This is a genomic window from Bradyrhizobium sp. NBAIM14 (assembly GCF_020193895.1).
GTDB classification, from domain to species: Bacteria; Pseudomonadota; Alphaproteobacteria; order Rhizobiales; family Xanthobacteraceae; genus Bradyrhizobium; species Bradyrhizobium yuanmingense.
In genome coordinates this window covers 265,751-291,129 of sequence record NZ_JADYVQ010000001.1, presented here as the reverse complement: position 1 = coordinate 291,129, position 25,379 = coordinate 265,751, and the positions used below count along the sequence as shown (strand labels likewise).

Genomic DNA, 25,379 nt, shown 5'->3' with positions numbered 1-25,379 from the left:
TGTGGCGATGGCGCGGGCGCCGGTCATGGCGGCGGGTGGTATTGTGTTGCGGCGCGGGCCGGTGCCGCTGGTTGCAGTCGTGCGCCAGCGCAAGCGCAATGAATGGGTCCTGCCCAAGGGCAAGCTCGACGACGGCGAGACCCCGAAGGAAGCCGCGCACCGCGAGGTGCTGGAGGAGACCGGCCACGACGTGGCCGTGCACGAATTTCTGGGCACGCTGGTCTATCAGTCCGGCGGGCGCTCCAAGGTCGTGCATTACTGGCGGATGGAGGCCGACGGCGGGCCGGTCCGCAAACTGATGAACGACATCAAGGCGGTCGACTGGCTGACGCTGGACGACGCGATCGCCCGTCTGTCGCGCGAATACGAACGCGTCTTCCTGACTCAGATCGGACCGATCGCGCTCGCGGCGGCAGGGCTGGCGCCTCTGTTCGCCCCGGAGCAGGTTTCCGAGCCGGTGTCGCCGTTGGCGAAAGACGACATCCATGCATCATTGCAGACGCTGACACAAGCGGAAGCAGCTTCCGTCGATGAATTGCGGCATGGCCTGTTGCGGAAGGTGAAGGCCTGGCTGCGCGGCGAGGCGTGAGTTATTTACGCGCAATTTCAGTGCGGCATTGAAGGTGCACCCTCTCCCCTTGTGGGAGAGGGTGGCTCGCCGCAATAGCGGCGAGACGGGTGAGGGGTCTCTATCCTCACGAGCGGGTCCGGCGAGTGGACAGAACCCCTCATCCGGCGCTTCGCGCCACCTTCTCCCACAAGGGGAGAAGGAAGACTACCGCCGCTCCTTCTCCTTCGGAGCGGGCGCGGGTCTGTGCGGCGCTGCGGGACGTTGCGCGGCGGGGAGGCGTGGCTGGAAGCCGCCGGGGCGCTGCATACCTGGTTGTTGAGCCGCAGGCTGGCCCGGTTGCAATCCTGTGCGCGGCAATGGCTGCTGCGGATCTGCTTGCTGTGTCCCGCCCGGTTGCGGCGGCACGATTCCTCCGGGCTGAATCTGTCCATCACGCTGCGGCAGGATCTGTGGTGCGCGTGGACGGCCGGCACCTTGCGGCTGGCTGGGCTGCGGTTGCATGCCTTGCTGTAGTCCCTGCCGGCTCGGCGTGCCCGGCTGCTGCTGACCCGGACGATTGTCCTGTCGCGGCTGGACGTTCGGTCGTTGCGGCTGCCGGCCTGGGGTTGTCGTCGGCCGCAATTGTTGCTGCTGCGGCGGTTGTGCCGGCCGCGGAATGCGGCTGAGCGCAGCCGGATTGGCGCGACGGAAGTCGCGCTGCTCGATGACGATCTGCCGGCCCGCGGTCTGCGCCAGATGCACCTGGCCGACGAAGCCGCGGTCGCGCGCGATCTGCGGCGCGGGAATTATGATCGGCACGGCAGCAAAGCGCATGCCGCCGGCCGTGGCTGCGCCCGCTCGGATCGCAAAGCCGCTCGCGGCTTGCGTCAGCGCGCCGAGCCGCGCGCCGCTCGCGCGTTCCTCGACATCGATGTGGCCGACCCGGCCGTCGGCGTCGGGATAGAGCTTGATGTTGACGTTGCGCGCCCGGTTCGCCGCCGCCCCTTCGGGCACGTCGACGACCCCGGTGGTGCCGCGGATGCCGAGCGTTGCCGTCGGCGTCGTGATCTTCATGTCGCCCGTCTTCGCCACCGCGGCCGCCACGAAGGCAACCGTGCCCTTGCCGACGTCGAAGATCGCCGAATTCTGCTTGCCGCCGTCGTCATAGACGTAATTGTCGATGGTGATCTTCGCGCTGGCCGAGAGGTTGAACGTGGTGGCGTCGTTGAAGGTGATGCCGAGCGCGGAGTTCGACGAGGTCTGCACGATGTCGTTGAGATAGATATCGTCGCGCACGCGCAGCGGATAGGAATTCTTGTCGCGGATCACGGTCGCGATCCCCGTCACGGTCGCGACGTTGCCGATCGGCTCGACGGCGGGGGGCTGTGCGTCTGCAGACGGTGCCGGCGTCGCCGTCGGCGAAGGCGCGGGCGTTGGCTGGGCTTGCGGTTGCGCCTGTGCGAACTCGATCGTCTCGGATGCGCACGCTACACCAGCGCCTGCCAGCGGCAAGGCCAGCAGGGCGAGCGCGAATACGAGGCGGCGCCAAGCCAGCATTGATGTCACGAAGGAGTCCCGGTGAGAGCGTGAGGCGAGATCGGGCGATTTCAACGGGGTGTGGCTGAATGGTGGATGAACGTCTGTCGTCGGGGCAGGGGCTAGCTATCCTTCCGTCATGGCCGGGCTTGTCCCGCCTGCACGGACGAAGCCGCTACGGCGCGGCGAAGGCACGGCCATCCACGTCTTGATTGCGGTACGAAGAACGTGGATGCCCGGGACAAGCCCGGGCATGACGAAGAGTTGTCTACTTTTCGCGATGCGCTCCGCGGGTCAGCTCACGCGCTTCCAGGTCTGGCCGCCGCAGAACATGCCGCCGAAGGCGCAGCCTTGCACGCGCATCGTATTCGGACCTTTCATCGAGATCGTGGAGTCGTAGTTGCGGCCGGAGTTGGGATCGCGAATGCGGCCGCTCCACTTCGATCCTTCGGGCTTCATGTTGATCAGGATGCGCTCATTGGTCTTCTCGGCATAGCCGCAGAGATTGGCGCCACACTGCTCGACGCGGACATTGCCCTTGTTCTCTTCGGTCGCCCAGATGCCGATCGGCGAGTTCGCTGCGGCCACGGGCGCGGCAGCCACCGGAGCCGGCGCGGGAGCCGCGGCGACGGGAGCGGCAACAGGGGCAGGCGCAGCAACAGGAGCAGGCTGCGAGCTGTCGAAGCCGACAGAAGGAGCGGCGGCAGCGGTCGCGGCTGGGGCAGCGGGCGCGGCTGGCGCTGCCGGCGCAGTCGCTTGCGGCACGGGCTGCTGCTGCACGGGAGCCGGCGTGGGTTGCGCCGTCGTGGGCGCCGGAGCCGGCGTGGTGTCGTCGTCATCGTCCTTGGAGCCGCCAAGACCCTTGAGGTTGATGTTGTTCAGCTTGATCGGCTTGTCCGACAGGCCCGGCGCGACGATGGTCACGCAATTGAGCGAAGCGCAGTTGCGCGGCGTCTCGATGCGGATGTGCTGGCCCTCGATCTGGAACGAGATCGAATTGCCGGCATGCGCGGCGGCGGTCGAAGCCAGGAAGAGGGCGGTGGCGGCGATGGAGAGCTTGTTCATGACAACCTCCGAAAATAGCGCGGTCCCGATATGGACTGGTGTCGCTGGTGAATGAAGCGTGGTTCGACCCTAAGCCGCGGCGGTCGGGCGTTCTGTGATGGGCGTCACAACGAGCGAACAACGCCTGGGTGATGCAGCGCACATTCAGCCTCGCCTGCGCTGCGTAACGTCGTCGCGACACCGAGGGAAACGCAGATGCAGCGGCTTGCAACCTGGCTTGCCACCTGTCTTGCCACATCGATCGCGTTGCTGGCGATCGCGCCGACGGCGCAGGCCGGCGCCTACACGTTCTCGATCGGCGGCAACCGGTTCCATGTCGAGGCGCCGCGCAATTGCCGATCTGCGTCCTGTATCACGGTGGCTTCCAGGCGTAGCCTCAGGTCGACGGACGATGTCGGCATGGCACGAGCCGCGCAGCCGGCGCCCACGCTGATGGTCCAGGCGCCGCAGCCGGCTTGTCCGACGGCAGCGGTCAAGCCGCCCCAAGCGGCTGTGGTGGTGCCGGCACCGGCGCCTCCCGTGCTTGCCGCGGCGACGTCGCAGCCCGTTGCACCGCCGCCGGCGCCAAGCTTGGAGATTTCGAGACTGGAGACGTTGAGGCCCGGTCCGCCGCGGGTTGATCTGGAGCGCACCGATCAGCCGAAGACCGCCGCGCTCGAACCGCCGCGCATCGAGCCGCCGGTCATCGTTCCGAGCACCGAGATCAATCAGACCGCAGCGGTGGCGCAGATCAGCACTGACCCGGGCCACGCGCTGCTCGGCGAATGGGAGAGCGCCGGCGCCAAGGGCACGGTCCGCATCGAGCGCTGTGGAGCTGCGTTGTGCGGTTACGCGCTCAGTGAAGCGTCGAGCCGCGGCGAGAGCGTGCTCGTCAACATGAAGCCGAAGAAGCACAATGTCTGGACCGGCAGCATCTACAGCCGCTCCAGCGGCAACACCTACTACGCCACGATGACGCTGAAGAGCTCCGGCAAGCTGCACGTCGAAGCCTGCGCGCTCGGCCGCTTCTGGTGCTCCGGCAACGACTGGACGCGGGTCGATGCGCCACGGGAGGAGCTGATCACGACGTCACCTCAATGGAGCGCGCCGTCGTAGCTCGTGGCGATGCGCATTGTTGTGCCCTCGCCCCTTGTGGGAGAGGGCAGCTCCGCTGGTCGACACGAATTCACTTGGGTGAGGGGTTGTCTCCACAAGCACTGTGCCGCGAGGATAGAACCCCTCATCCGTCGCGCTTTCGCGCGCCACCTTCTCCCACAAGGGGAGAAGGGAAGAGAGTCACTGTGTGCTTTGAGTCTAAATCATCCCGAGCACGATGGCGCCGACGAAGGCCATGGCGAGGTAGGCGGTGATCACGCTCAATCTGCCGGCGAACGTCATGAGGTCGCTCCCTCGGTGCCCGCTGCTTGGCGCGCAGCCCTTATGGTTAACAGAAAGTCTCTTTTCGAAAAAGTCAGGCTCGCTGTCGCTCGTCATCGGCAGCAACCGGTGCCGCCGCGCCCGGTATGGTTAAAGAACACTGAAATCAACACGTTGAAGAGTCTTTAAGTAAATTCATCGAACGTGCGTGCATGACGCGCGGAGTTCGTTTGTATCTCGTCGGCTCCATCGTCCTTGTTTCGCTAGCGGGTTGCGGTCGCGGCTTCTTCCAGGCCGAACGCGAACCCTGGCGGGCCGAGGCAGAAGCCGCATGCCTGAAATCGGGCGCAGTCAAGGAAAGTGCGGACATCGTCCGCATCGACCCGATCTCCGGGCCTGGCAGCTGCGGCGCCGAGTTTCCGCTCAAGGTCGCAGCCCTCGGCGAAGCCTCCGGCACCTATGGCTTTGCCGACGAGGCGCTGCGCCCGCCCGGCAGCATCGGCAACCAGCCGCGTTGGCCGGTGCAGCCGCAGTCGAATTATCCGCAGAGCCAAGGCTATCCAACATCGTCCTATCCGGCATCGTCCTATCCGCAGCGCTCGAACTATCCCGAGAGCGCGGTGCGCCAGCCCGCCGGCTACGGCACGTCGTCCGGGCCGATGTCGCTCAACGCACCCGGCGTGGCCGCGCAGGAGGACGAGATCGATCTGCCGCCGGAGGGCACCGATGCCGCGGGGGCGGCGCGCTACATGAACACACCGAGCTATCCGGCTCGTCCGGCGCCTTACTCGCAGGCGCCGGCGCAGCAGCCGCTGCCGCGTCTTGGTCCTGCGCAGGGTAATCCCGTCACGAGCGTCGGTCCCGTCGCGATCAAGCCGACCGCGACGCTCGCCTGTCCGATCGTGTCCGAGCTCGACCGCTGGCTCGCCGACACGGTGCAGCCGTCGGCGATGCGCTGGTTCGGCGTGCGCGTCGCCGAGATCAAGCAGATCTCCGCCTATTCCTGCCGCGGGATGAACGGCAATTCGCGGGCCCATATTTCGGAGCACGCCTTCGGCAACGCCCTCGACATTTCCGCCTTCGTGCTCGCCGACGGCCGCCGCATCACCATCAAGGACGGCTGGCGCGGCATGCCGGAAGAGCAGGGCTTCCTGCGCGACGTGCAGGCTGGGGCCTGCGCGCACTTCACGACCGTGCTGGCGCCGGGCTCCAACGTCTTTCACTACGATCACATCCATGTCGATCTGATGCGCCGCGCCAGCCGCCGCCTGATCTGCCAGCCGGCCGCGGTGTCGGGCGAAGAGGTCGCCTCGCGCGCGCAATCGCGCAGACCCTATGCGAGCGGGCGCGAGCCGTCGGTGACCGGTTCGCTCGGTGCTCGCAAGAGCACGATGCACAAGCGGGAAGACGACGACTACATCGACGAATAGCCCGATTTGCCAGTAGCCCGGATGGAGCGAAGCGCAATCCGGGAAAAACTGTCCCCGCATTCCGCTTCGCTCCATGCGGGCTACGATCGCGTCAAAGGCAATGTCTATCGTCCGCTATCTCACCCACCCGCAGGTGCAAATCGATCCCGATGTGCCGGTGCCGCAATGGGGCCTGAGCGCGGTGGGTCGCGCGCGCACCGAAGCTTTGGCGAATGCAGGCTGGCTCGCAAGCACGACGCAGATCGTCTCCAGCGGCGAGCGGAAGGCGATCGAGACCGCCGACATCATTGCCGCTCGTCTCGGACTGATGATCGAGATCCGCGAAGCCATGCACGAGAACGACCGTTCGGCGACCGGCTTCCTGAAGCCGGCCGAGTTCGAAGCCGTCGCCGACCAGTTCTTCGCCGCGCCTCATCTCAGCGTGCGCGGCTGGGAGCGTGCCGCGGATGCACAGGCGCGGATCGTGCGCGAGGCTGAGGCGGTGCTGGCGCGACATCGTCCCGGCGACGTCCTGTTCGTCGGCCACGGCGCAGTCGGCACGCTGCTGTTCTGCCACATTGCGGGCCATCCCATCGCCCGCATCCACGATCAGCCCGCCGGCGGCGGCAACTGCTTTGCGTTCGCGCGGGAGGGGCGGCGCGTCCTGCACGGGTGGCGCGCAATGGAAGAAGTCGGGACTTGAGCTCAGCGGAGCCGGAGTTCATCCGGCGGTCGGCTTCCGCGGCGCGGGTGCCAATCCCATGCAGCGCTGCACTTCACCCGGGACGTTGTAGGTGCGCATGATGTGGCGGCTGTCGCGCAATCCGGACGCCTCGCGTTGCACCACGAACATCCAAAGCGCCTGGCCGGCTTCCAGCACCAGCTTGCGCCTGGCCGGTTGCATCGCTTCCGGCACATCGGTCGCTGCGTGGGCGGCGTCGAACTCGCGCAAGCGCGACAGGCTCTGTTCGAGGGCGCGGCCCATCCGTCCAAGCGCGGAAGCCTGTTCCTGGACGATCTCGTAGTGGAGGATGTCGACCGGCGGGCGAAGATCACGAGACATGGCCGCAATATAGCCGCCCGGCCCGCAGGCGCAACGCGCGGCTACTTCGCCTTATACGCCGCCAGGAACATCCGCGTTGCGCTCTCGACCACCGCACTCATGCGCTGTTCCGACGGCGCGGGCGCCGCCTGGAACACGAAGGGCAGGAACAGCGAGGCCTTGCTGAGCTCCATGAACTGCGAGGCGGCGAGATCGCAATCGTCGATCGCGAGATCGCCCGAGGCGACACGGGCCTTCAGGTAAGCGGAGAGGCTTTTGATGCTCTTGTCCAGCACGCGCGCATAGTAACGGCGGCCGACATCAGGCATGCGCTCGGCGATCGCCATCACGGTGCGGATCGCGGATCCGCCACCGGGGCGGCAGACCAGGTGAAGATAGGCGAGGCCGAACTCCTTCAGCGTGGTCTCGGCCTCGCGCTCGGGATCGAAACTGAACACGACCTGGCCATGCTGGAGCGCCTCCTGTTCGACGATGGCTTCGAACAGCGCGAATTTGTCGGCGAAATAGACGTAGAGCGTGCCCTTGGAGACCTGCGCGGCGCGGGCGATCTCGCCCATGCTGGCGCCGTCGAAGCCAAGATCCATGAACACCTTGCGGGCACCGTCCAGAATCTGGCGGCGCTTGGAATTGTCCTCGTCCGGGACGACGTGCAATTGTTCGCCGGCAGCTACAACCATTGGTTTAGGGTCTCGGAAGCTTTTTGGTTCGGATCAGGGCCATGAAACGCCAACGAAGGATTCGCGGCAGTAAGTCTGCAGGACATAATCTCTATATTGACCGAACCGTTCGGTCAATGGTATTTGAGATCCAGCGAGGAGATCGCCCGCAACAGAGGGCGCCCTCGGTTGCGTTTGTGGGGAGGCCTGGATGGCCGCATCGAGAGACCAGACGGCTCGCGTCCTTCGCCAGGAAGCGGTGGAGGGCCAGGCGGGCGGCGATCCTGGCTCCGAGGCATCCGCACTCCCTGCCGAGCAACTGCGCCCTCATGTCGCCGAGGAGGCGAAGCGTCCGACCCGCGAGGCGCCGGAGAGTCCGGTGACCGACAAGCCGCCGGCACCCGGGGCGGAAGCGCCCGCCGCCGCTGCGCCCAAATCCGGCAAGCGCAAATTCGTGCTGACCGGCGTCGGCCTCGCGCTCGCGCTCGCCGTTGCGGGCTATGCCGGCTATTACACGCTGGTCGGCCGCTTCTACATCTCGACCGACGATGCCTATGTCCGCGCCAACAACACCATGCTCGGCGCGCGCGTTGCCGGCCACATCTCCGCGATCCTCGCCGGCGACAACACGCCCGTCCAGGCCGGCGACATCATCTTCCGCATCGACGACGGCGATTACAGGATCGCGGTCCAAGCCGCCGCGACCAAGATCGCGACCCAGCAGACCACCATCGATCGCATCGGCCGCCAGGTCGCCGCACTCGATAGCCAGGTCGCCCAGGCCAAGGCGCAGCTCGTCTCGGCGGAAGCGGGCCTCAAGCGCGCCGACCTCGATTACGAGCGCCAGCAGGCGCTGAGCAGCAAGGGCTTTGCCTCGCGCGCCACCTTCGAAAGCTCGGAGGCCGGACGCGACCAGGGCGCCGCCGCGGTCAAGGCTGCAAAGGCCGCCTTTGAGGTTGCCGTCAGCAATGTCGACGTCGCCAGGGCGCAGCAGGCCGAAGCGCAGGCCCAGCTTGCCGAGCTCAAGACCACGCTGGCCAAGGCCGAGCGCGACCTCGGCTTCACCGCGGTGCGCGCACCGGTCAATGGCACGTTCTCGAACCGCCTGGTCAACACCGGCGACTTCGTCGCGGTCGGCCAGCGCCTCGGCAACATCGTGCCGCTGGACGAGGTCTATATCGACGCGAATTTCAAGGAGACCCAGCTCAAGCGCATCCGCCCGGGACAGCCGGTGACGATCAAGGTCGATGCCTATGGCATGCGCAAGTTCTCCGGCGTGGTCGACAGCATCGCGGCGGGCGCGGGCTCGGTGTTCACGCTGCTGCCGCCCGACAACGCCACCGGCAATTTCACCAAGATCGTGCAGCGCGTGCCGGTGCGCATCCGCGTGCCCAAATCGGTGGCGAAGCAGAACCTGCTCCGCGCCGGCATGTCGGTCTACGCCACCGTCGACACCAACAAGGGCGCCGCCGACGCCGACAGCGAGGTCGACCTCGACCATCCCACCGCGGTCCATCCGCAGTAGGGGCGATGACATGAGCCGCGCTGCTGCCCCGAATGCAGGTGCGCTCCCTCTCCCGCTTGCGGGAGAGGTGAGATGAGTCCGAGCTGACACATGGCCACCGCCACCACCGCTTCACCTGCCATGATGGCGGATCCCGCTTCGGAGCGCATTGCGCCGAAGCGGCTGTTCGCGTTCATCATCATGGTGTTCGGGATGTTCATGTCGATCCTGGACATCCAGATCGTCTCGGCCTCGTTGAGCGAAATCCAGGCCGGGCTGTCGGCGAGCTCCAGCGAGGTGTCCTGGGTTCAGACCGCCTATCTGATCGCCGAGGTGATCGCGATCCCGCTGTCGGGTTTCCTGTCGCGCGCCTTCGGCACGCGGCTGCTGTTCGCGATCTCGGCGGCGGGCTTCACCGCCGCAAGCCTGCTTTGCGGCTTCGCCACGACGATCGAGGAGATGATCCTCTGGCGTGCGCTGCAGGGCTTTCTCGGCGCCGGCATGATCCCGACCGTGTTCGCTTCGGCCTACACCGTCTTCCCGCGCACCAAATTCCACATCGTCGGACCCATCATCGGCCTCGTCGCGACGCTGGCCCCGACCATCGGGCCGACGGTCGGCGGCTACATCACCGACCTGATGTCGTGGAACTGGCTGTTCTTCATCAACGTCGTGCCCGGCATCGGCATTACATTAGGTGTGCTGGCGCTGGTCGATTTCGACGAGCCGCATTTCGAATTGCTCGACCGCTTCGACTGGTGGGGCCTGCTGTTCATGGCGAGCTTCCTCGGCACGCTGGAATACGTGCTGGAGGAAGGATCGCAACATCAATGGATGCAGGACACGTCGGTCGCGATCTGCGCCTGGATCAGCGGTCTCTCGGCCATCGCCTTCTTCTGGCGCGTGTTCACGGCGGCCGAGCCGATCGTCAATCTGCGCACCTTCTCCGACCGCAATTTCGCCGTCGGATGCACGCTGCAATTCTGCATCGGCATCGGCCTCTACGGCCTGACCTACATCTACCCGCGCTATCTCGCCGAAGTGCGCGGCTACAGCGCGCTGATGATCGGCGAGACCATGTTCGTCTCCGGCATCACCATGTTCCTGGTCGCGCCGCTGGTCGGCCGGCTCATGGCGAAGGTCGACATGCGCTACATGATCGCATTCGGCCTCATCGTGTTCGCGATCGGCTCCTACCAGATGACCTTTATCACGCGCGAATACGATTTCTACGAGCTGCTGGTGCCGCAGATCCTGCGCGGCATCGGCATGATGTTCGCGATGGTGCCGACCAACAACATCGCGCTCGGCACGCTCGCGCCCGAGAAGGTGAAGAACGCGAGCGGACTGTTCAACCTGATGCGCAATCTCGGCGGCGCGGTCGGCCTCGCCGTCATCAACACCGTGCTCAACGAACGCACCGACCTGCACATCGTCCGCCTGCAGGAGCGGGTGACCTGGGGCAACGCGACCGCGACTGAAACCCTGACCATGTTGATGCAGAAGTTCCAGGGGCTCGGCGATTCCGCGCTGATGGCGATGAAGCAGCTCAGCCAGATCGTGCATCGTCAGGCCGTGGTGATGAGCTTCGGCGATGTCTTCCTCATGCTGGCGCTGTTCTATCTCGGTCTCAGCCTGCTGGTCGCGCTGCTGAACAAGCCGGCTGCCCCGTTCGGCGCGGCCGGCGACGCGCACTAATTTGCAACACTCGTGCGTGATCTCGCGCGAGCCCCGTTGCAATCGGCTGGCGACACATCTATAAAGCGCACCTCATTCATTCGAACCGGGGAGAGATTTGCATGATGTCGTCGCAATCGCAGATCGTACGCCCGCGCTCGATGATGACCTCGATCACGTTCTGGCTCGGTATGTACGCGGCCTGTTAGAGGCCTCTTCCGCCAGCTTCGATTGGGCCAAGGTTTTGGCCAAGCGTCCCGATCGCTTCGTTTCCCAAGTCAAAGTCAGTCTTACGTGACGCCGTCGCGGCCTTCGCGGCCGGCCTGCGTCCATCGATGGAGCCGGCCCGCGCGAAGCGGCCGGATGATGCCATGACCGCTCTGTCAAAGAAGCCCGCCGCCATTCGCGTGGTGCTGCCCTTCGTCTTCCGGCACTGGCTGAAGCAGCCGGTGCGCGGCCTCGTCGTGGCCGGCGGCCTGTTGGGCGCAACCGTCGCCGACCTGTTCATGCCGGTCTTCTCCGGACATTTGGTCGATGCGTTGACCCGCGGACCGTCCGATCCCGATGCGCGCCATGCCGCGCTGGTCGCGTTCGGCGCCATCGTGGCGCTGGGCGCGGCCTCGGTGGTGCTGCGGCTCGCAGGGTTGCAGGAGATCGTGCCGTTCACGCTCAAAACCATGTCGGACGTCGCACAAGAGGCATTCACCCGCGTGCAGCGCTTCTCGACCGACTGGCATGCGAACTCCTTTGCCGGCTCCACGGTGCGGAAGATCACTCGCGGCATGTGGGCGCTCGACCTGCTCAACGACACCATCCTGATGGCGCTGGCGCCCTCGCTGCTGGTGCTGGTGGGCTCGATGATCCTGATCGGGATGCACTGGGCCTCGCTCGGCGTGGTGATCGCGATCGGGGCGATCTTCTACGTCACGATCACGGTGGTGCTCTCGACCCGCTACATCGCGCCGGCGGCCCGCGTCTCCAATGCCTGGGACACCAAGGTCGGCGGCACGTTGGCGGATGCGCTGACCTGCAATGCCGTGGTGAAATCCTTCGGCGCGGAGTCGCGCGAGGACACGCGGCTCGCCGGTGTCATCAACCGCTGGCGCGTGCGCGTGCGGCGGACCTGGTACCGCTATAATTACACGGCGATGTCGCAGCTCTCGCTGCTGCTGTGCCTGCGCGCGTCCGTGATCGGCGGATCGGTGCTGCTGTGGATGTCAGGTCACGCCTCGCCCGGCGACGTCACTTATGTGCTGACCAGCTACTACATCATCCACGCCTATTTGCGCGACGTCGGCATGCACATCAACAACCTCCAGCGCTCGGTCAACGACATGGACGAGCTGGTGGCGATCCATGACGAGCCGATCGGCATTGCCGATGCGGCCGACGCGCGGCCGATCGCGATCGAGGGCGGCGAGATCGTGTTCGACGACGTCACGTTCCGCTATGGCGGCCATCGCGTGCCGCTGTACGACGGCTTGTCGGTCAGGATCCGCGCCGGCGAGCGGGTCGGCCTGGTCGGCCGCTCCGGCTCCGGCAAGACCACCTTCGTCAAGCTGGTGCAGCGGCTCTACGACGTCACCGGCGGCCGCGTGCTGATCGACGGGCAGGATATCGCGCTCGCCACGCAGCAATCGCTGCGCAGCCAGATCGCGATCGTGCAGCAGGAGCCGATCCTGTTTCACCGCACGCTCGCCGAGAACATCGCCTATGGCCGGCCCGGTGCCAGCCTTGAAGCGATCGAGCAGGCGGCCCGCCTCGCCAACGCGCATGACTTCATCCTGCGCCTGCCGAAGGGCTACGGCACGCTGGTCGGCGAGCGCGGCGTCAAGCTGTCGGGCGGCGAGCGGCAGCGCGTCGCGCTGGCGCGCGCCTTCCTGGCGGATGCGCCGGTGCTGATCCTGGACGAGGCGACCTCGAGCCTCGATTCGGAATCGGAGGCGCTGATCCAGGAGGCGATGGAGCGGCTGATGAAGGGGCGCACCTCGATCGTGATCGCGCACCGGCTGTCGACGGTGAGGAGCCTCGATCGCATCCTGGTGTTCGACCGCGGCGAGATCGTCGAGCAGGGCACGCATACGGTGCTCGCAGCCAAGCAAGGGGGCATCTATCGCGGCCTGTTCGAGCGTCAGGTGGTGGAGCTCGGACAGATCGCAGCAGCGGAGTGAGGCGCGCGGCGGCGGGGCGAAGTCCCGCCGTCACGGCGTCGAGGGATGGAATGAGATGAAAGACCTGACGCGCGGCTCCATCGCTAGCCACATCCTGAGCATGGCGCCTCCGATCATGGCCGGCATGATCTCGATCATGATCTGCCAGCTGGTCGATCTCTACTTCGTGTCGGGGCTGGGTGATGCCGCAGTGGCAGGCGTGGCCGCCGCGGGAAATGCCGGCTTTCTCGTCAACGGCCTGATACAGGTGCTCGGCGTCGGGACAGTGGCGCTGATTGCGCATGCGGTGGGACGCAAGGACCGGCGGGACGCCAATCTGATCTTCAATCAGGCGGTCGCGCTGTCGGTGCTGTTCGGCCTGCTGACCCTGGTCACGGGAGCGGTGCTGTCGCGTCTTTACATGCGTTCGATCGCCGCTGACCAGGCCACGATCGAGGCGGGGACCACTTATCTGTTGTGGTTCATGCCGGCGCTCGCGCTGGAATTCGTCATGCAAGTCATTGCCTCCGCGCTCAGCGCGACCGGCATCGTGCGCCCCGCCATGTTGGTGCGGGTCCTTGCCGTCATCATCAACATTGCACTGGCGCCGGTCCTGATCTCCGGCTGGGGCACCGGTTATCCGCTCGGTGTCGCCGGCGCCGGACTGGCGAGCACGATCGCGGTGGGCGCCGGCGTCCTGATGCTGCTGGCGTATTTTCGCAAGGTCGAGCGCTACGTTGCATTCAATCCGGTGCAGTGGCGTCCGCAACCACGCCACCTCAAGCGCATCCTCAATGTCGGTCTGCCGGCCGGCGGCGAGTTCGCAATGATGTTCATCTTCATGGCGGTAGTCTACTACGTGCTGCGCGACTTCGGCGCGGCGGCACAGGCAGGCTTCGGTATCGGTCAGCGCGTCCTCGCCCTCATCCAGATGCCGGGGCTCGCGGTTGCACTGGCGGCCGGGCCGATCGCCGGGCAGAATTTCGGCGCTGGCGACGCCGCGCGGGTGCGAGAGACTTTCGTCAAATCGGTGCTGATCACCTCCATCGTGGCGGTCGGCTTCATGATCCTCGCGCAGCTGAAGCCGGAGCTGCTGCTGGCCGGATTCTCCAACGACCGGGAGACGATGGAGGTCGCCTTTCTGTTCCTGCGGATCATCTCGCTCAACATGGTGGCGCAGGGCCTCATCTTCACCTGCTCCAGCATGTTCCAGGGCCTCGGCAACACCAGGCCTGTGCTGCTGAGCTCGATGACGCGCGTGCTCACCTATTCGCTGCCGGTGCTCTGGCTGTCGACGCGACCCGGATTCCGCATCGAGCACGTCTGGCATCTTTCGATCGCGGCGACGACGCTGCAGGCCGGCTTGAGCCTTTGGCTGCTGCGCCGCGAGTTCGGCAAGCGCTTCGCGCCGCGGGACCAGGCCGCGGAGACGGAGGAAGCCAAGCCGGTCGCGCCTTCCGCTCCCGCGTAGCGAAAGTGACCTCCCGCGAGTTCGCGGCGCTTTAATGCGCGCCAAGGCTGTTCCAGACGAGCGTCAGGCCCGACAGAAACAAGAGGCCGAGCACGACATCGCCGAAATGCTTGTCGTTCAGCGCATGGTAGACGCGCGCGCCCGCCCATGCGCCGATCAGCGTGCCCGGAAACGCGACGGCCGCGAGCCAGACCACCTTGAGGGCGACGAGACCTGATGCCGTCTGCAACACCAGCGCGGTGGCGAGCACCGTGAAGTTAAAGAGTTGGAAGATGCCGCGCCGCTCGTGCTTGTTCCAGCCGCGGATGTTGGCCCACAGGATCGGCAGCGGGCCGGACAATCCGGCAAGTCCGCCCAGAATGCCGCCGGCAAAGCCGATCGCACCGTCTGCGATCCGGCCGCCGATCTTGATCGCGAGCGGCCTCTTGTTCAGATACAGTGCGCTCGAAAAGATCAGGATCAGCACGCCGACGCTCAGCCTGAACACCTCCGGGTCCGCGGAGGCGACCATCATGGTCCCGAGCGGCACGCCAATCAGTCCACCGATCAGGAACGGCCAGACCAGCGAGAGATCGAAATTCTTCCACATCGAGGGCAGCGTCGAGGTCTGCGCGATGACCGAGCAGATCAGCACCAGGGGCACCGCGAGCGAGGGCGGCAGCACGTAGAGCCAGATGCCGAGTGCCATCAGCGCCGTGCCGAAGCCGGCCAGTCCCGAGACGAAGCCGCCGGCGAGCGCGCCGAGCAGCAGCAGGACGTAGGTGAGCGTTTCCAACGGATTGTCCTTGTCGCACGCGGCGACCCCGAACGGTTGATCGCACGGCTCGCATAAACATGCCTGCCGCCATCGAGGTCAATCCATGCCGCATGCAAGCGTGCTCTGCGGGCGCTTCACCGTCGGTGATCTAAAGTGCGATGAATATAGCTCGATTGCTACGAGGGAGGTGCGCTCCCTCTCCCGCTTGCGGGAGAGGGTTGGGAGAGGGTGTCTCCACAACGGGACAATCCCCAAGAGGAGAAAGCCCTCACCCGCGCCTTCGGCAAAGCCGAGGCTTCGCCTCGGCGTTCTTGGAGGACGGCCGCCGAAGGCGGCCTATGCTCTCTCGCAAGCGGGAGAGGTGAAGGAAACCATTTCCGCTTTAGACGATCTGCCTCGTATCGGCAGGCTTGTGCAGCGCGCCGACCAGGATACGCAGCGCTTCCGTCAATTCCGATCTGTTTCGGGCCGCGCCGAGCGAGACGCGTGCCGCATGCGGCGGTGCCCCGTCGACGGTGAAGGCATCGCCGGCGACGACCGCAAGCCCGTTCCGCAGCAGATGTGCCGCGACGTCGGGGCGTCCTTCCGGCAGCCGCAGCCAGAGATGATGCGCCGCGGGCCTGGCGAGGAACTGAAAGCCTTTCAGCGCGCGTTGCGCGAGCTGCTGGCGCCCGACCGCTTCGTTGCGGATGGCGCTGATGATGCGATCGGCGATGCCGTTTTCGATCCAATGCGTCACCAGCGCGACCATCAAGGGCGCCGGCATTTGCACGGTCGCCTGCAAGGAGGTGCGCATGTCCCGCTGGGCGCCGCTGTCGGGCGTCACCAGATAGGCAACACGCAGCGCCGGCGCGATGCATTTTGACAGCGTCGTTGCAAGATAAGTCCGCTCCGGAATGAGGTTCGCGATCGGCGAGGCCGAGCGGTCGAGCAGCCCGTAGGCATCGTCCTCGATCAGGATGGTGCCGGCATCGCGGATGATCTTCGCAATAGTGCCGCGCCGCTCGGCGGAAAGCGTCGCCGTGGTCGGATTGTGCAGCGTCGGAATGAGATAGACGGCTTTCGGCGTATGCACGCGGCACGCCTTTGCCAGCGCATCCGGCAGGATGCCGTCCTCATCCATGGGGACACCGACGAGCTTGACACCGAGCAGTGCCGCGGCGGCCTTGATGCCGGGGAAGGTGAGCGCTTCGGTCAGCACGGTGTCGCCGGGCCGCGCAAGATGGGCGAGCAGGTTGAAGAGGATCGTCTGAGCGCCGGGAAAGATCACCAGCCGGTCGGCCTGTGCATGCGGAACGCGGGTGCGCATCCAGCGCGCCGCGACCTCGCGCTCATGCGCGCTGCCGCCGGGCGGCTGGTAGTTGAGATACGCCGTCAGGCCCGATTGCGCGCGGAGGGCTTCGAGCCCGGCGATGATGCGCTCGTCGAGCTGCGCCTCCAGCGGGTGCGGCGGCACGTTCATCGACAGGTCGATCGCGACCGGGTGCGGCAGGTCAACCGCGCGCCGCGCGCTGGTCTCCGAGACGAACGAGCCCTGTCCGACCCTGGCTTCCATGATGCCGCGGCGCCGCGCCTCGGTGTAGGCGCGCGTCACCGTGGTGAGGTCGATGCCGAGGGCCTTTGCCAGGGCGCGCTGCGTCGGCAGCTGCTGACCACGCACCAGCCTGCCGGCGGCAATGTCGGCCTCCATGGCGTCGACGATGCGCTGGTAGCGCGGGCCCGAAAGCTCCGAGATTGCAGGGATCCATTCCATGCAATTTGGCCCCATAACCTTTGAATGTATGGATGCAAGATACTATTGTATGGATCATCGAAAAGGAAGAGGTGTGGTCATGTCTGTCTCTCCGGCGGCGGTCTCTCTGGCCAAGGCGATGTGGCGCGGTTTCAGCGGCAAATGCCCGAATTGCGGAGAAGGGCACATGTTCGGCCGCTTCCTGAAAGTGACGCAGGCTTGCGACCATTGCGGCGAGGAGCTCTTCCACCAGCGCGCAGACGACTTTCCTGCCTATCTCGTGATGGTCGTGGTGGGCCATCTCGTGGTGCCGGCAATCCTCGCGGTCGAGACCGCCTACGCGCCGCCGGAATGGCTGCAGCTCGCGGTGTGGCTGCCGGTGACGCTGTTCGCCTCACTCGCGCTGCTGCAACCGACCAAGGGCGCCATCGTCGGCCTGCAATGGCAACTCGGCATGCATGGTTTCGAGGCGGGCAAGCTGCGGCGCGAGGCGGGCGAGCTTGCGCCGGTGTTGGCCAAGGTAGACACGCGCGCCACCTGAGGCGGCGTTTACATTGCGCGGCCGGCCGCTACACTCCATCGTACCAAGCAAGAACGATGGAAACGCCATGGCCCCGCGCGCGAAGACCTTCCTGCTCTGTCATGGCGCATGGTCCGGCGGATGGGCCTGGAAGAAGATGCACCCGCTGATGGCGCAGGCCGGCCACCGCCTGGTGGCGCCGACCTATACGGGCCTCGGAGAGCGCGCGCATCTGGCCAATCCTTCGGTCGATCTCGACACCCATATCCAGGACATCCTCAACGTCATCGCGTTCGAGGATCTCAGCGACATCGTGCTGCTCGGGCACAGCTATGGCGGCATGGTTGCGACCGGCGTCGCCGACCGTGCGCGCGAGCGCGTAACGGAACTGATCTATCTCGACGCCTTCGTGCCGCGTGACGGCCAGTCGCTGTTCGACCTCAACGAGGGCGGGCGCGAGCCGATGCGCAAGGCAGTCAGCTCGGGCGACGGCTATCGCATCCCGCCGAACCCGCCGCCGCCGGACACCTCGCCGGCCGATCTCGACTGGCTCAATGCGCGCCGCGTCCCGATGCCGATCAAGTGCTTCGAGACGCGCCTGAGGCTCGAACATGGCGAGCCGGCGATGCCGCGCAGCTATATCTATTGCACGCGCCTTCCGCCCGGCGATGTGTTCGGGCAGTTTGCCAGGCGCACGAAGAGCGAGAAGGGCTGGCGCTATGTCGAGCTCGACGCCAGCCACGCGCCGAATGTGACGGCGCCCGAGGCGTTGATGGCGGTGTTGGACGAGATCGTCGCATAGGTCGCAGCCGTCATTCCGGGGCGTGCGCAGCACGAGCTACGATGCGCAATTGCGCATCTGAGAATCCATTTCTCCTCCGCGCCGGCCGCCTGATGGATTCCGGGCTCTCGCTTCGCGAGCCCCGGAATGACGGCGGTTGGCTGGCGAGGTGATCGGCCAAAATGGTGAGGGGTCCGATGCGTTGGCACCGAACCCCTCGTCGCACATCAGCCGGCCTGTAAGCCGGGTTCTGTAGGGCACCGTCCGCTTGCGCGAACGATACGTGACGGCCATTCCTCTGGGACCATGTTTGCACACGGCCTCGAGCAACCTACCCGGACGGCGGGCCTGACATCGCCCCGCGGCGTTATCGCTTTCGCGAACAGCCCGCTTAAGCCGTCCCTATTCGGTTTTGCTCCCGGTGGGGTTTGCCATGCCGGCTCCGTTGCCGGACCCGCGGTGCGCTCTTACCGCACCTTTTCACCCTTACCGCGCCGAAGCCCCGAAGGGCGAAGGCGGGCGGTTCATTCTCTGTGGCACTTTCCCTGGGGTCACCCCCGCCGGACGTTATCCGGCACCGCATGTCAAGGGAGCCCGGACTTTCCTCCCCGGCGGCCTTTCGGCACCTGCCGGAGCGGCCGTCCGGCCGACTGACTGATAACGCATGGGGCATTTATGACGGTTTCGTCAAGCCGATATCGCCGCGCACGGCTCGCCCGAAATATTTTATCCTGAAGATGTCGTTTGGCGCGCCGCCCGTTCGACTGGTTGTCGGCAACACAGCCGAACACAGGAGTGAAGCAATGCAATATCTGCTGATGATCTATCAGAACGAGGTCGAGTACGCGAAGATCGACGCGGCGACCAGCCAGAAGATCCTGGCCGACTATCAATCCTTCACGCAAGAGATCATCCAGAACGGCAATTTCAAGGCCGGCGACCGCTTGCAGCCGACCACGAGCGCGACAACGGTGCGCGTGCGCGACGGAAAGACGCTGACGACCGATGGTCCGTTCGCGGAAACGCGCGAGCAACTCGGCGGCTATTACCTGATCGAAGCCAAGGATCTCAACGCCGCCATCGAGATCGCGGCGCGGATTCCGAGCGCACGCATCGGCTCGATCGAGGTGCGGCCGATCTGGGTCTATGAGAAGTGACGGCTCTCTCACCTTCGTCATTCCGGGATGCGCCGCAAGGCGCAGGCCCGGAATCCATATCCCCGAATCGTGGTTATGGATTCCGGGCTCGCGGCTTTGCCGCGCCCCGGAATGACGAGAGGGGGGGTGATCGCGTGACATGACCCCTGGCGAGATCGACAAAATCTTCCGCGACGAGGCGGGGCGGGCGCTAGCCACGCTGATCCGTCTCGTCGGCGATTTCGATCTCGCCGAGGACGCGCTGCAGGATGCGTTCGCGGTCGCGCTGGAACGCTGGGCGTGTGAGGTCCCCGACAATCCGCGCGCCTGGCTCGTCAACGTCGCCAAGCATAAGGCGATCGATCGCATCCGCCGTCAGGCTGTCTTCCGCGGCAAGCAGCAGGCGATGGTGCACGAGCTCGAGCTCAACGCGCTGGGCCCGGACGAGCCGACCGCAACGCTCGACGACGACATGCTGCGGCTGATCTTCACCTGCTGCCATCCCGCGTTCGCGCCCGAGGTCCAGGTCGCACTGACGCTGCGCACCGTGTGCGGACTGTCGACGGCGCAGGTGGCACGCGCCTTCCTCGTCGGCGAGGAGGCGATGGCGCAGCGGCTCGTCCGTGCCAAGCAGAAGATCAGGCTTGCCGGCATCCCCTATGAGGTGCCGGAACGCGAGATGCTGGCGCCGCGGCTCGATGGCGTGCTCGCCGTGGTCTATCTCGTCTTCACCGAAGGCTATGTCGCAACCGAGGGCGCGGACTTGATGCGGCCTGATCTGGCGAGCGAAGCCATCCGGCTTGGCCGCCTGCTGAACCGGCTGATGCCCGACCGCGCCGGCATCAAGGGCCTGCTGGCCCTGATGCTGCTGCACGACGCGCGCCGCGCCGGGCGACAGACGCCGGCCGGCGACATCGTCCTGCTCGAAGAGCAGGACCGCTCGCTGTGGCACCGCGCGCAGATCGACGAGGGGCTGCGGCTGGTGGAGCACGCGCTGCGCGTGCCGGGCCGGCCACAACCCTATGCGGTGCAGGCCGCGATCGCGGCGCTGCATGCGCGTGCGCCGAGCTTCGAGGAAACCGACTGGCCGCAGATTGCGGGGCTGTACGAGGTGCTGCTGCGCATCAATCCGTCGCCCGTGATCGAGCTCAATCACGCCGCGGCGCTGTCGATGGTCGATGGGCCGGCACGAGCGCTCGATCTCGTCGATGCGATCGCCGCGCGCGGCGGGCTTCGCGGCTATGAGCTGTTGCCCGCCGTGCGCGCGGATCTGTTGCGGCGGCTCGGCAGGACGGAGGAGGCGCGCGAGGCCTATCGTGCGGCGACGGTGGCGACGCAGCTCGAGCCGTTGCGAAGGCTCTATGCGCGAAGGATGAGGGAGATGGATTGAGTTTCCGTCATGGCCGGGCTTGTCCCGGCCATCCACGTTCGTCATGCGTGGAGGCAGGACGTGGATGCCCGGGACAAGCCCGGGCATGACGGAGCAAGAGGTCACATTCTCGGAAGACGTCTGCTATGTCGACGCCACCGGCGTTCCTTCCGCCGGCAGGCTCGACAGCAGCGCCTGTAAGGTCGACAGCGTCGAGTGATCGGCGACGCCGTCCAGCCGCGCCGGGCGGAAATGGCGCTGGAAGGCGGTGACGACTTCCATCGTCGCAGCGTCGTACTTGCCGTTCAGGGGCACGCCATAGCCGTATCTTGCCAGCGCCTGCTGCATGCTCAGCACCGCGTCGCTGATGGTGCCGAGCATGAGAGTCTCGCCGCGGACAATCGGCGCGGGCGTCACCCAGTGGCCGACGCCGGAATTGGCCAGCGAATGCCACGGAAATTTCTCGCCGGGATCCTTCTTGCGGGCGGGCGCGACGTCGGAATGGCCGAGCACCCGGTGCGCCGGCACCTTGCGGCGGAGCATGATGCCGCGGCACAGCGCGATCACGGCGGCAATCTGGCGCAGCGGAAACTCAGGATAGCCCCAGTCATGGCCGCGATTGATGATCTCGATGCCGATCGAACAGGAGTTGATGTCGTCCTCGCCGGCCCAGGAGGAGACGCCCGCGTGCCAGGCACGCTTGGCCTCAGGCACGCATTGCACGATGCGGCCGTCCTCCAGCACGACATAATGCGCCGACACTTCGGTGCCGGCGGTGCAGAGGCGCGCCAGCGCGCCTTCGACATCGGGCATACCGGTGTAGTGCAGCACGATCATGTCCGGCTGCCGTCCCTTGCTGCGCTCGCCATGGTTCGGGGAGGGGATGATGTCGGAGACGATCGAGGAATCGGGCTCGAAGGTGCGCAGGCCCGCCACGGTCTTGGGAACCGGGAGAACGCGGTGACGCTTCGAATCAGATCCAGGCGTGGACGAACCCGAGGGCATGAGCAGCTCAATGGACGGAGAGTGGGGCAAGCCCTTCTCTTTACTATTCCTTTACCCTCCATCGCGCGCAATTGCGCGGCGCGGTTAACGGATTCATTTTGGCAATGTGTGTGGATGACGCATCACTCCATCGTCACCTTTTCCACTTGTCACGAACCGAGCAACGCTTTCTTAACGCTAAGGGCCGTTACTGAGGGATGAAGAGCCGACCCGCGTCCGGAGGCGGCCAAAGCGTATTTTGGCTCGAAATCCCATGGCTGCCCGACAAATTCCGCTGGGAACACTGGGTTTGTGGCCCGGGACGATCGGGCTCGGTAACCATGCTGGACGAGGGCTTTGTCGTGGAACCGCCGCGACGCGCAATGATTCGAGGCGTTATGGGCTTGTTCGGCCTCGATTCCGCTTGGGTATCTCGGCCGGCGGCCGGCAGGCGTCGCGCATGAGTTCGGTTCCGCACATCCCCGTTCTTGGCCGTGAGGCCATCGCGCATCTCGCCCCGCGCGAGGGCGGCGTCTACGTCGATGCCACTTTTGGCGCCGGCGGCTATAGCCGCGCGATCCTGGACGTGCCGGGAACCCGATTGATTGCCATCGATCGCGACCGCACCGCGATTGCCGGCGGTGCCGAGCTGGTCGAACGCGCCGCGGGCCGGCTGACGCTGGTCGAGGACCGCTTCTCCAACCTCGCCGAAGTCTGCGCGGCGCAAGGCGTCGATGGCGTCGACGGCGTCGTAATGGATGTCGGCGTGTCCTCGATGCAGCTCGACCAGGCCGGCCGCGGCTTCTCCTTCCGCCTCGACGGTCCGCTCGACATGCGGATGGGACAGACAGGTCCGACCGCGGCCGAAATCGTCGCGCGCGCCTCGGAAGGCGATCTCGCCGACATCATCTATCTCTTCGGCGAGGAGCGGCATTCGCGTCGCATCGCCCGCGCCATCGTGGCGGACCGGCAGGAAACTCCGTTCACGACCACGCGCGCGCTCGCCGATCTCGTCGGCAGGGTGGTGCGATCGAAGCCCGGCGACATTCACCCGGCGACACGGACGTTCCAGGCGCTGCGCATCTTCGTCAACGAAGAGCTCGAGGAGCTCCAGACCGCGCTCGCTGCGGCCGAGCGCGTGCTCAAGCCCGGCGGCCGCCTCGTCGTCGTCTCGTTCCATTCGCTGGAAGACCGCATCGTCAAAAATTTCCTCTCCGAGCGTTCGAAGACCGGCGGTGGCTCGCGGCATCTGCCGGAAGTCGCGCAAATTGCGCCGAGCTTCCAGCTGCTGACGCGGCGACCGGTCGTCGCCGGCGAGGACGAAGTTGCGCACAATCCGCGCGCGCGCTCGGCAAAGCTGCGCGCGGCCGAGCGCAGCTCGGCGCCGGCGCATGAGACCAATGAGGCATCGTCCTGGCCGAAGCTCGCCGACGTGATGAGGGGCGGCTAGCGCATGCGCATCATTCACCTCCTCGTCATCGGGGCGCTGATCTTCGCAGCCGCTCATGTCTACCGGATCAAGATGGACTCCACGGCGCGTACCGAGAAGGTGCTGCGGCTGCGTGCGGAAATCCGCGAGCAGCGCGATGCGATCGCAGGGCTGCGGGCCGAATGGGCCAAGCTCGATGCGCCGCATCGGCTGCAGGGCCTGTCCGACCGGCATCTGCACCTCAAGCCGGTCAACGGCACGCAATATGATTCGCTGAAGAGCCTGCCGGAGCGTCCGCCCCGGATGTTCAGGCCGGGCGAGCCCGATCCGATCGGGGCCATGCTCAAGACCATCGAAGCCGCGAGCGACCCTGATGCGGTGACGGGCTCCGTGCCTCAGCGCGAGGACAAGCAATGAGCCCGGCAACGCCTGCAAAACCCGCCCAAAAGCTGGCCGAAAAGCCGACTGAGCCGTGGCGGCGGCGGCTGATCCGAAGCCTGCTCTACGGGCGCAACGTCGATCGCGCCGCGAAGGCGCGCGCGCGTGTCGGCCTCGCCATGCTCGCCTTCGCTTCGGTCTATGCCCTGATCGGCGGGCGGCTCGTGATGTTCGCGATCGGCGCCGACGCCCACAGCGCGCGCCGCGCCGCAGCGCAAGAGGTGGTTGCGACCGCGCGGCCCGACATCGTCGATCGCAACGGCGCCATCCTTGCGACCGACGTCAAGGCGGCGAGCCTGTTCGGCGAGCCGCGCCGCATCATCGACAAGGACGAGGCGATCGAGCTCCTCACCGCGACCATTCCCGACCTCGACGAGGCCGAGGTGCGCGAGCGCCTGAGGACACGCAAGGGCTTCGTCTGGCTCAAGCGCGAGGTCACGCCGGCGCAGCAGCAGGCCGTCCACAAGCTCGGCATTCCTGGTATCGGATTCCTGCGCGAGAACAAGCGCGTCTATCCGACCGGCAACGAGGTCGCTCACCTCATCGGTCTCGTCAATATCGACAACCAGGGCATCGCCGGCCTCGAGAAGTGGCTCGACAATCAAGGGCTCGCCGACCTCCACCGCGCCGGCTTTGCCACCGACCGGTTGCAGAAGCCGATCGAGCTCGCGGTCGATCTGCGGGTCGAGCATGCGCTGCGCGACGAGCTGTTGAAGGCCAAGGACAAGTTCCGCGCCAAGGCCGCCTCAGGCATCGTCTCCAACGTCAAGACCGGCGAGATCGTGGCGATGGTCTCGCTGCCGGACTTCGATCCCAACAATCCGAAGGAAGCGCACGACCCCGATCGCATCAACCGCCTCACCACCGGCGTCTACGAGATGGGCTCGACCTTCAAGGCGTTTACGCTGGCGATGGGGCTCGATTCCGGCAAGATCAATCTGAACTCGATGTGGGACGCGCGCGGAAACCTGCATTACGGCAAGTTCACGATCCACGACAGCCATCCGGTCGGGCGCTTCATCAACACCAAGGAAGTGTTCACCTATTCCTCCAACATCGGCGCGGCGCGGATTGCGCTCAACCAGGGGGTCGAGGCGCACAAGGCATTCCTCGCCAAGCTGGGCCAGACGACGCGGCTGCGCACCGAATTGCCGGAGAGCGCGGCGCCGCTGCTGCCGCGGCGCTGGAGCGAGCTGAACACGGTCACCGCCGCGTTCGGCCAGGGCCTGTCGGTGGCACCGCTGCAGGCGGTGATGGGCATCAACGCGCTGGTGAACGGCGGCTATCTGATTCCGCCGACGTTCCTGAAGCGCAGCGAATCCGAAGCCCAGGCGATGGCCAAGCGCGTCATCAAGCCGGAGACCAGCGACAAGATGCGGTTCCTGATGCGGCTCAATGCCGAAGTCGGTTCGGCGAGAAAGGCGGACGTCAAGGGCTATTACGTCGGCGGCAAGACCGGCACGTCCGAGAAGGTCGTCAACGGCCGCTACGCCAAGAAGCGCGTGCTCAATTCCTTCACCGCCATCCTGCCCTGCGATGATCCCAAATATCACGTCCTGATCATGCTGGACGAGCCGCAGGCACTGCCGGAAACGCATGGTTTCATCACCTCGGGCTGGAACGCGGTGCCGACCGGCGGCAAGGTGATCGAGCGGATCGCGCCGCTTCTGGGGGTCGAGCCGCGGTTCGAGCTGCCGCCTGCGGAGCGCCTTATTCTTGCAGCATCCAGGACAACCCAGTAATCAACCGGGTGGGCCATCGCCGCTGCTGAGTCGGGATTTTCCCCGGAGGATTCG

Annotated in this window: 23 protein-coding genes and 1 other RNA gene; 15 read left to right on the top strand and 9 right to left on the bottom strand. The window is 66.0% G+C overall.

All coding sequences use genetic code 11. The annotated features are described in order from the left end of the window. Positions 1-7 precede the first annotated feature (7 nt). Positions 8-589: an NUDIX hydrolase gene (locus I6F28_RS01265; RefSeq protein WP_225139096.1), complete on the top strand. Its 582-nt coding sequence runs from the start codon at positions 8-10 to the stop codon at positions 587-589. Positions 590-775: 186 nt separating this feature from the next. Here the strand turns inward: I6F28_RS01265 and I6F28_RS01260 are convergent, their stop codons facing one another. Together I6F28_RS01260 and I6F28_RS01255 are read right to left on the bottom strand one after the other, a co-directional pair. Continuing rightward, complete coding sequence (locus I6F28_RS01260) at positions 776-2,107, bottom strand: FecR family protein (RefSeq protein ID WP_225139450.1); 1,332 nt, start codon at positions 2,105-2,107, stop codon at positions 776-778. Positions 2,108-2,380: 273 nt separating this feature from the next. Then, a complete protein-coding gene (locus tag I6F28_RS01255; RefSeq protein WP_225128356.1) occupies positions 2,381-3,151 on the bottom strand; it encodes a DUF2147 domain-containing protein in 771 nt (256 codons plus the stop codon). Between the two features lie 195 nt (positions 3,152-3,346). Here I6F28_RS01255 and I6F28_RS01250 point away from each other — a divergent pair, with 195 nt between their 5' ends. Next, the gene (locus I6F28_RS01250) at positions 3,347-4,246 is read left to right on the top strand and encodes a DUF2147 domain-containing protein (protein ID WP_225139095.1); all 900 of its coding nucleotides are present in this window, start codon (positions 3,347-3,349) and stop codon (positions 4,244-4,246) included. A gap of 198 nt (positions 4,247-4,444) precedes the next feature. On the opposite strand, the gene I6F28_RS01245 is transcribed toward I6F28_RS01250, so the two are convergent. Then, the gene (locus tag I6F28_RS01245) at positions 4,445-4,624 is read right to left on the bottom strand and encodes a hypothetical protein (RefSeq protein WP_225139094.1); all 180 of its coding nucleotides are present in this window, start codon (positions 4,622-4,624) and stop codon (positions 4,445-4,447) included. 95 nt (positions 4,625-4,719) lie between these two features. Here I6F28_RS01245 and I6F28_RS01240 point away from each other — a divergent pair, with 95 nt between their 5' ends. Beyond that, the gene (locus I6F28_RS01240) at positions 4,720-5,937 is read left to right on the top strand and encodes an extensin family protein (RefSeq protein WP_225139093.1); all 1,218 of its coding nucleotides are present in this window, start codon (positions 4,720-4,722) and stop codon (positions 5,935-5,937) included. A gap of 100 nt (positions 5,938-6,037) precedes the next feature. Beyond that, entirely contained in the window at positions 6,038-6,619 is a 582-nt protein-coding gene (locus I6F28_RS01235; RefSeq protein WP_225112566.1) for a histidine phosphatase family protein, read from the top strand. 18 nt (positions 6,620-6,637) lie between these two features. On the opposite strand, the gene I6F28_RS01230 is transcribed toward I6F28_RS01235, so the two are convergent. Together I6F28_RS01230 and I6F28_RS01225 are read right to left on the bottom strand one after the other, a co-directional pair. Beyond that, a complete protein-coding gene (locus I6F28_RS01230) occupies positions 6,638-6,979 on the bottom strand; it encodes a DUF6665 family protein (protein ID WP_225139092.1) in 342 nt (113 codons plus the stop codon). A 41-nt stretch (positions 6,980-7,020) separates the two neighbouring features. Further along, the gene (locus tag I6F28_RS01225; protein WP_057026938.1) at positions 7,021-7,656 is read right to left on the bottom strand and encodes a TetR/AcrR family transcriptional regulator; all 636 of its coding nucleotides are present in this window, start codon (positions 7,654-7,656) and stop codon (positions 7,021-7,023) included. 190 nt (positions 7,657-7,846) lie between these two features. Between I6F28_RS01225 and I6F28_RS01220 the strand changes: the two genes are divergently transcribed. The 4 genes from I6F28_RS01220 to I6F28_RS01205 all read left to right on the top strand — a co-directional run bounded on the left by I6F28_RS01220 (position 7,847) and on the right by I6F28_RS01205 (position 14,437). After that, entirely contained in the window at positions 7,847-9,160 is a 1,314-nt protein-coding gene (locus I6F28_RS01220; RefSeq protein WP_225139091.1) for an HlyD family secretion protein, read from the top strand. A gap of 90 nt (positions 9,161-9,250) precedes the next feature. Then, a complete protein-coding gene (locus tag I6F28_RS01215) occupies positions 9,251-10,837 on the top strand; it encodes a DHA2 family efflux MFS transporter permease subunit (protein ID WP_225139090.1) in 1,587 nt (528 codons plus the stop codon). A gap of 350 nt (positions 10,838-11,187) precedes the next feature. Further along, a complete protein-coding gene (locus tag I6F28_RS01210) occupies positions 11,188-12,987 on the top strand; it encodes an ABC transporter ATP-binding protein (RefSeq protein WP_225139089.1) in 1,800 nt (599 codons plus the stop codon). A 55-nt stretch (positions 12,988-13,042) separates the two neighbouring features. Next, positions 13,043-14,437: an MATE family efflux transporter gene (locus I6F28_RS01205; RefSeq protein ID WP_225139088.1), complete on the top strand. Its 1,395-nt coding sequence runs from the start codon at positions 13,043-13,045 to the stop codon at positions 14,435-14,437. Positions 14,438-14,468: 31 nt separating this feature from the next. On the opposite strand, the gene I6F28_RS01200 is transcribed toward I6F28_RS01205, so the two are convergent. Both I6F28_RS01200 and I6F28_RS01195 read right to left on the bottom strand, forming a co-directional pair. Then, positions 14,469-15,212: a sulfite exporter TauE/SafE family protein gene (locus tag I6F28_RS01200; RefSeq protein WP_036038352.1), complete on the bottom strand. Its 744-nt coding sequence runs from the start codon at positions 15,210-15,212 to the stop codon at positions 14,469-14,471. Between the two features lie 364 nt (positions 15,213-15,576). After that, the gene (locus tag I6F28_RS01195) at positions 15,577-16,947 is read right to left on the bottom strand and encodes an aminotransferase-like domain-containing protein (protein ID WP_225128338.1); all 1,371 of its coding nucleotides are present in this window, start codon (positions 16,945-16,947) and stop codon (positions 15,577-15,579) included. Positions 16,948-17,026: 79 nt separating this feature from the next. On the opposite strand from I6F28_RS01195, the gene I6F28_RS01190 reads away from it, so the two are divergent. Beyond that, the gene (locus tag I6F28_RS01190; protein ID WP_518513069.1) at positions 17,027-17,467 is read left to right on the top strand and encodes a DUF983 domain-containing protein; all 441 of its coding nucleotides are present in this window, start codon (positions 17,027-17,029) and stop codon (positions 17,465-17,467) included. Between the two features lie 67 nt (positions 17,468-17,534). After that, entirely contained in the window at positions 17,535-18,248 is a 714-nt protein-coding gene (locus I6F28_RS01185; protein WP_036028380.1) for an alpha/beta fold hydrolase, read from the top strand. Between the two features lie 202 nt (positions 18,249-18,450). Here I6F28_RS01185 and rnpB read toward each other — a convergent pair. Continuing rightward, positions 18,451-18,881, bottom strand: an RNA gene (gene rnpB, locus I6F28_RS01180) — RNase P RNA component class A. A gap of 149 nt (positions 18,882-19,030) precedes the next feature. Here rnpB and I6F28_RS01175 point away from each other — a divergent pair. Together I6F28_RS01175 and I6F28_RS01170 are read left to right on the top strand one after the other, a co-directional pair. Further along, positions 19,031-19,384, top strand: coding sequence for a YciI family protein (locus I6F28_RS01175; protein WP_225139087.1), 354 nt, complete (start codon positions 19,031-19,033; stop codon positions 19,382-19,384). A 139-nt stretch (positions 19,385-19,523) separates the two neighbouring features. Further along, a complete protein-coding gene (locus I6F28_RS01170; protein ID WP_225128333.1) occupies positions 19,524-20,753 on the top strand; it encodes an RNA polymerase sigma factor in 1,230 nt (409 codons plus the stop codon). Between the two features lie 123 nt (positions 20,754-20,876). Here I6F28_RS01170 and I6F28_RS01165 read toward each other — a convergent pair whose 3' ends face one another. Further along, positions 20,877-21,659 carry an N-acetylmuramoyl-L-alanine amidase gene (locus I6F28_RS01165; protein WP_425248852.1) on the bottom strand — a complete coding sequence of 261 codons (783 nt, stop codon included), beginning with the start codon at positions 21,657-21,659 and terminating at the stop codon, positions 20,877-20,879. A 517-nt stretch (positions 21,660-22,176) separates the two neighbouring features. Between I6F28_RS01165 and rsmH the strand changes: the two genes are divergently transcribed. The 3 genes from rsmH to I6F28_RS01150 are packed head-to-tail and all read left to right on the top strand — an operon-like array spanning position 22,177 to position 25,325. Beyond that, a complete protein-coding gene (gene rsmH / locus I6F28_RS01160) occupies positions 22,177-23,166 on the top strand; it encodes a 16S rRNA (cytosine(1402)-N(4))-methyltransferase RsmH (RefSeq protein WP_225128329.1) in 990 nt (329 codons plus the stop codon). Positions 23,167-23,169: 3 nt separating this feature from the next. Next, a complete protein-coding gene (gene ftsL, locus I6F28_RS01155; protein WP_036028375.1) occupies positions 23,170-23,562 on the top strand; it encodes a cell division protein FtsL in 393 nt (130 codons plus the stop codon). Continuing rightward, positions 23,559-25,325 carry a peptidoglycan D,D-transpeptidase FtsI family protein gene (locus I6F28_RS01150; protein ID WP_225128327.1) on the top strand — a complete coding sequence of 589 codons (1,767 nt, stop codon included), beginning with the start codon at positions 23,559-23,561 and terminating at the stop codon, positions 25,323-25,325. Before ftsL ends, I6F28_RS01150 begins: the two co-directional genes overlap by 4 nt. The last annotated feature ends 54 nt before the right edge of the window (positions 25,326-25,379 follow it).

Coding starts and splice junctions, on each gene's coding strand:
- I6F28_RS01150 (WP_225128327.1), top strand. CDS start 23,559: ATGAGCCCGGCAACGCCTGCAAAACCCGCCCAAAAGCTGGCCGAAAAG.
- I6F28_RS01190 (WP_518513069.1), top strand. CDS start 17,027: ATGTCTGTCTCTCCGGCGGCGGTCTCTCTGGCCAAGGCGATGTGGCGC.
- I6F28_RS01260 (WP_225139450.1), bottom strand. CDS start 2,107: ATGCTGGCTTGGCGCCGCCTCGTATTCGCGCTCGCCCTGCTGGCCTTG.
- I6F28_RS01220 (WP_225139091.1), top strand. CDS start 7,847: ATGGCCGCATCGAGAGACCAGACGGCTCGCGTCCTTCGCCAGGAAGCG.
- rsmH (WP_225128329.1), top strand. CDS start 22,177: ATGAGTTCGGTTCCGCACATCCCCGTTCTTGGCCGTGAGGCCATCGCG.
- I6F28_RS01255 (WP_225128356.1), bottom strand. CDS start 3,151: ATGAACAAGCTCTCCATCGCCGCCACCGCCCTCTTCCTGGCTTCGACC.
- I6F28_RS01175 (WP_225139087.1), top strand. CDS start 19,031: ATGCAATATCTGCTGATGATCTATCAGAACGAGGTCGAGTACGCGAAG.
- I6F28_RS01265 (WP_225139096.1), top strand. CDS start 8: ATGGCGCGGGCGCCGGTCATGGCGGCGGGTGGTATTGTGTTGCGGCGC.
- I6F28_RS01240 (WP_225139093.1), top strand. CDS start 4,720: ATGACGCGCGGAGTTCGTTTGTATCTCGTCGGCTCCATCGTCCTTGTT.
- I6F28_RS01230 (WP_225139092.1), bottom strand. CDS start 6,979: ATGTCTCGTGATCTTCGCCCGCCGGTCGACATCCTCCACTACGAGATC.
- I6F28_RS01250 (WP_225139095.1), top strand. CDS start 3,347: ATGCAGCGGCTTGCAACCTGGCTTGCCACCTGTCTTGCCACATCGATC.
- I6F28_RS01195 (WP_225128338.1), bottom strand. CDS start 16,947: ATGGAATGGATCCCTGCAATCTCGGAGCTTTCGGGCCCGCGCTACCAG.
- I6F28_RS01215 (WP_225139090.1), top strand. CDS start 9,251: ATGGCCACCGCCACCACCGCTTCACCTGCCATGATGGCGGATCCCGCT.
- I6F28_RS01245 (WP_225139094.1), bottom strand. CDS start 4,624: ATGACGAGCGACAGCGAGCCTGACTTTTTCGAAAAGAGACTTTCTGTT.
- I6F28_RS01185 (WP_036028380.1), top strand. CDS start 17,535: ATGGCCCCGCGCGCGAAGACCTTCCTGCTCTGTCATGGCGCATGGTCC.
- I6F28_RS01235 (WP_225112566.1), top strand. CDS start 6,038: ATGTCTATCGTCCGCTATCTCACCCACCCGCAGGTGCAAATCGATCCC.
- I6F28_RS01210 (WP_225139089.1), top strand. CDS start 11,188: ATGACCGCTCTGTCAAAGAAGCCCGCCGCCATTCGCGTGGTGCTGCCC.
- I6F28_RS01225 (WP_057026938.1), bottom strand. CDS start 7,656: ATGGTTGTAGCTGCCGGCGAACAATTGCACGTCGTCCCGGACGAGGAC.
- ftsL (WP_036028375.1), top strand. CDS start 23,170: ATGCGCATCATTCACCTCCTCGTCATCGGGGCGCTGATCTTCGCAGCC.
- I6F28_RS01170 (WP_225128333.1), top strand. CDS start 19,524: ATGACCCCTGGCGAGATCGACAAAATCTTCCGCGACGAGGCGGGGCGG.
- I6F28_RS01205 (WP_225139088.1), top strand. CDS start 13,043: ATGAAAGACCTGACGCGCGGCTCCATCGCTAGCCACATCCTGAGCATG.